Below are 3,163 nucleotides of genomic sequence, written 5' to 3'. Positions count from 1 at the left end.
TTTTTTTTACCCCGCGCGGGGGCGGCCGCCCCCCGCCCCCCCCCCCCCCCCCCCCGGGCCCCCCCCCCCCCCCCCCCCCCCCCCACGACCGAGTCGTCGGCGCGGCCACGCTGGACGGCTGGGCGCGCTGGACCACCGGCCGCTTCGTCCGGCGCACCGTCCCCGGCGGCCACTTCTTCGTCCGCGGCCCGCACGCACCCCGGCTGATCGGGCGCGCCTGCCGCGTGGTGCGGCGCACCCGGCCCGTACCTGGGCTCAAAACTGGAGGACAACTGTGAGGGACAACCGATGAGGCGGGTCGTCATCACCGGCATCGGGGTCGTGGCCCCGGGCGGCGTGGGCACCCGCGCGTTCTGGAACACGCTGACCGCGGGCCGCACCGCCACCCGCGGCATCACACTCTTCGACGCGAGCACCTTCCGCTCGCGCATCGCCGCCGAAGCGGACTTCGACCCCACCGCCCACGGAATCGGCCCCGCCGACGCCGCCCGCCTCGACCGCGCCGCCCAGTTCGCCCTCGTCAGCGCCCGCGAAGCGCTCGAGGACAGCCAGCTGGCCGGCGCCCTGGACCCGGTCCGCACCGGCGTCACCCTGGGCAGCGCCGTCGGCTGCACCACCGGCCTCGACACCGAGTACGGCGTGGTCAGCGAACGGGGCAGCACCTGGGAGGTCGACCACACCCGCGCGGTCGCGCACCTCTTCGACTACTTCGTACCCAGCTCCATGGCAGCCGAGGTGGCCGGCACCGTCGGCGCCCAGGGCCCGGTCTCCCTGGTCTCCACCGGCTGCACCTCCGGCATCGACTCCGTCTGCCACGCCGTCGACCTGATCCGCGAGGGCAGCGCCGACATCATGGTGACCGGCGCCACCGAGGCACCCATCTCCCCGATCACCGTGGCCTGCTTCGACGCCATCAAGGCCACCAGCCCCCGCAACGACACCCCGGAAACCGCCTCACGCCCCTTCGACCGCTCCCGCAACGGCTTCGTCCTCGGCGAGGGATCGGCCGTCCTGGTCCTGGAGGAGTTCGAGCACGCCCGCCGCCGCGGCGCCCACATCTACGCCGAGATCGCGGGCTTCGCCGGCCGCAGCAACGCCTACCACATGACCGGCCTGAAGTCCGACGGCGCGGAGATGGCCGAGGCGATCCGCGCGGCACTCGACGAAGCCCGCCTGGACCCCACCGCCGTCGACTACATCAACGCCCACGGCTCCGGCACCAAACAGAACGACCGCCACGAGACCGCCGCCTTCAAACGCAGCCTCGGCGACCACGCCTACCGGGTCCCGGTCAGCTCCATCAAATCCATGATCGGCCACTCCCTCGGCGCGATCGGCTCACTCGAGATCGCCGCCAGCGCCCTGGCCATCGAGCACAACACCGTGCCCCCCACCGCCAACCTGCACGAGGCCGACCCGGCCTGCGACCTCGACTACACCCCGCTGACCGCGCGCGAACAGCGCACGGACACCGTCCTCAGCGTCGGCAGCGGCTTCGGCGGCTTCCAGAGCGCCATCGTCCTGACCCGGCCGCGACTCCAGGAGGCGGCATGACCACGGCCACCCTCGACCGACCCGCCCAGCGCGCCACCACCGGCGCCACCACCGGCTCCGTCGTCACCGGCATCGGCGTCATGGCCCCCAACGGGCTGGGCACCGAAGCCTGGTGGGCGGCCACCCTGCGCGGCGAGAGCGGCATCCGCCCGCTCACCCGCTTCGACGCCTCCCGCTACCCCGTGCGCATCGCCGGCGAGATCCCCGGCTTCGTCGACGAGGACCACCTGCCCAGCCTCCTGCTGTCACAGACCGACCGCGTCACCCGCCTCTCCCTGACCGCCGCCAAGGAAGCCCTCGACGACGCGGGCAGCGACCCCGCCACACTGCCCGACTACGGCGCCGGCGTCGTCACCGCCTCCTCCGCCGGCGGCTTCGAGTTCGGCCAGCGCGAACTGCAGGCCCTGTGGTCCAAGGGCGGCCAGTACGTCAGCGCCTACCAGTCCTTCGCCTGGTTCTACGCCGTCAACACCGGCCAGATCTCCATCCGCCACCAGCTGCGCGGCTCCAGCGGCGTCGTCGTCGCCGAACAGGCCGGCGGCCTCGACGCCCTCGCCCACGCCCGCCGCCAGATCCGCAAAGGCGCCCGCCTGATGGTCACCGGCGGCGTCGACTCCGCACTCTGCCCCTGGGGCTGGGCCGCCCACCTCGCCACCGGCCACCTCAGCCCCGCCGCCGACCCCGCCCGCGCCTACCGGCCCTTCGACGCGCAGGCCGACGGCCACGTGGTCGGCGAGGGCGGCGCCCTGTTCGTCCTGGAGAACGCCCCGGCCGCCCGCGAACGCGACGCCCGCGTCTACGGCGCGTTCACCGGCTACGCGGCCACCTTCGACGGCCCCGGCACCCCACGCCTGGCCGACGCCGCCCGCCTGGCCCTCAACGACGCCGGCCTGGACGCCGCCGACATCGACGTCGTCTTCGCCGACGCCGCCGGCACCCGCACCGCCGACCGCGCCGAAGCCCAGGCCCTCGCCGCCCTGTTCGGCCCCCGCGGCGTACCCGTCACCGCACCCAAGACGATGACCGGCCGCCTGCTGGCCGGCGGGGCCACCCTCGACACCGCCGCCGCCCTGCTCACCCTGCGCGACCAGATCATCCCGCCCACCGTCGCAACCACCGAACCCGCCGCCGACTGCCCCGTCGACCTCGTCACCACCCCCCGCGAGACGGGCATCCGCCACGCCCTCGTCCTCGCCCGCGGCCGGGGCGGCTTCAACTCGGCGGCCGTCCTGAGCGCCGTCTGACCGGACCGGCCGCCGGAACGACATCCCCCGCGTTCCGGCGGCCTCTCATGCACAAAGCGCACAGAACTTCTACTGCTCCGAATTCACATCGTGGCCCTGTGGTGGTGACCGGCGTCCGGGCCATCCGCACCACCGCCGAAGGCGCCGTGACCGTCGTGCGCCGCCCGAAGAAGACCACCCGCCGCCTACGCCGACAACACCAGACCGAAACAACCCCGCCCCGCCCGCGCGGCCCCAAAACCACCCCCGGCAAGACGCACCCCACCCCCGGCAGGCCCAGCCCCGCCGGACACCGCAGCACCCGGCACCCCGCTGCCATCCCCGTCCCGGACCCCGGTCCGGGCCTTCACACTTCCCGCCGTGCG

The 3,163-nt window shown here is 74.5% G+C and carries 2 protein-coding genes; both read left to right on the top strand.

Annotated elements, in window-relative coordinates; genetic code table 11:
- Nucleotides 1-288: 288 nt before the first annotated feature.
- Nucleotides 289-1,554 (top strand): beta-ketoacyl-[acyl-carrier-protein] synthase family protein, encoded by a 1,266-nt coding sequence (locus ACFWR9_RS41370; protein WP_383852473.1) that lies wholly within the window; start codon nucleotides 289-291, stop codon nucleotides 1,552-1,554.
- Nucleotides 1,551-2,798 (top strand): ketosynthase chain-length factor, encoded by a 1,248-nt coding sequence (locus tag ACFWR9_RS41365; RefSeq protein WP_383852471.1) that lies wholly within the window; start codon nucleotides 1,551-1,553, stop codon nucleotides 2,796-2,798. The genes ACFWR9_RS41370 and ACFWR9_RS41365 overlap by 4 nt, the downstream gene beginning before the upstream one ends.
- The last annotated feature ends 365 nt before the right edge of the window (nucleotides 2,799-3,163 follow it).

Source organism: Streptomyces sp. NPDC058534 (genome assembly GCF_042717365.1).
GTDB lineage: Bacteria > Actinomycetota > Actinomycetes > Streptomycetales > Streptomycetaceae > Streptomyces.
This window is presented reverse-complemented; position numbering and strand designations above follow the sequence as displayed.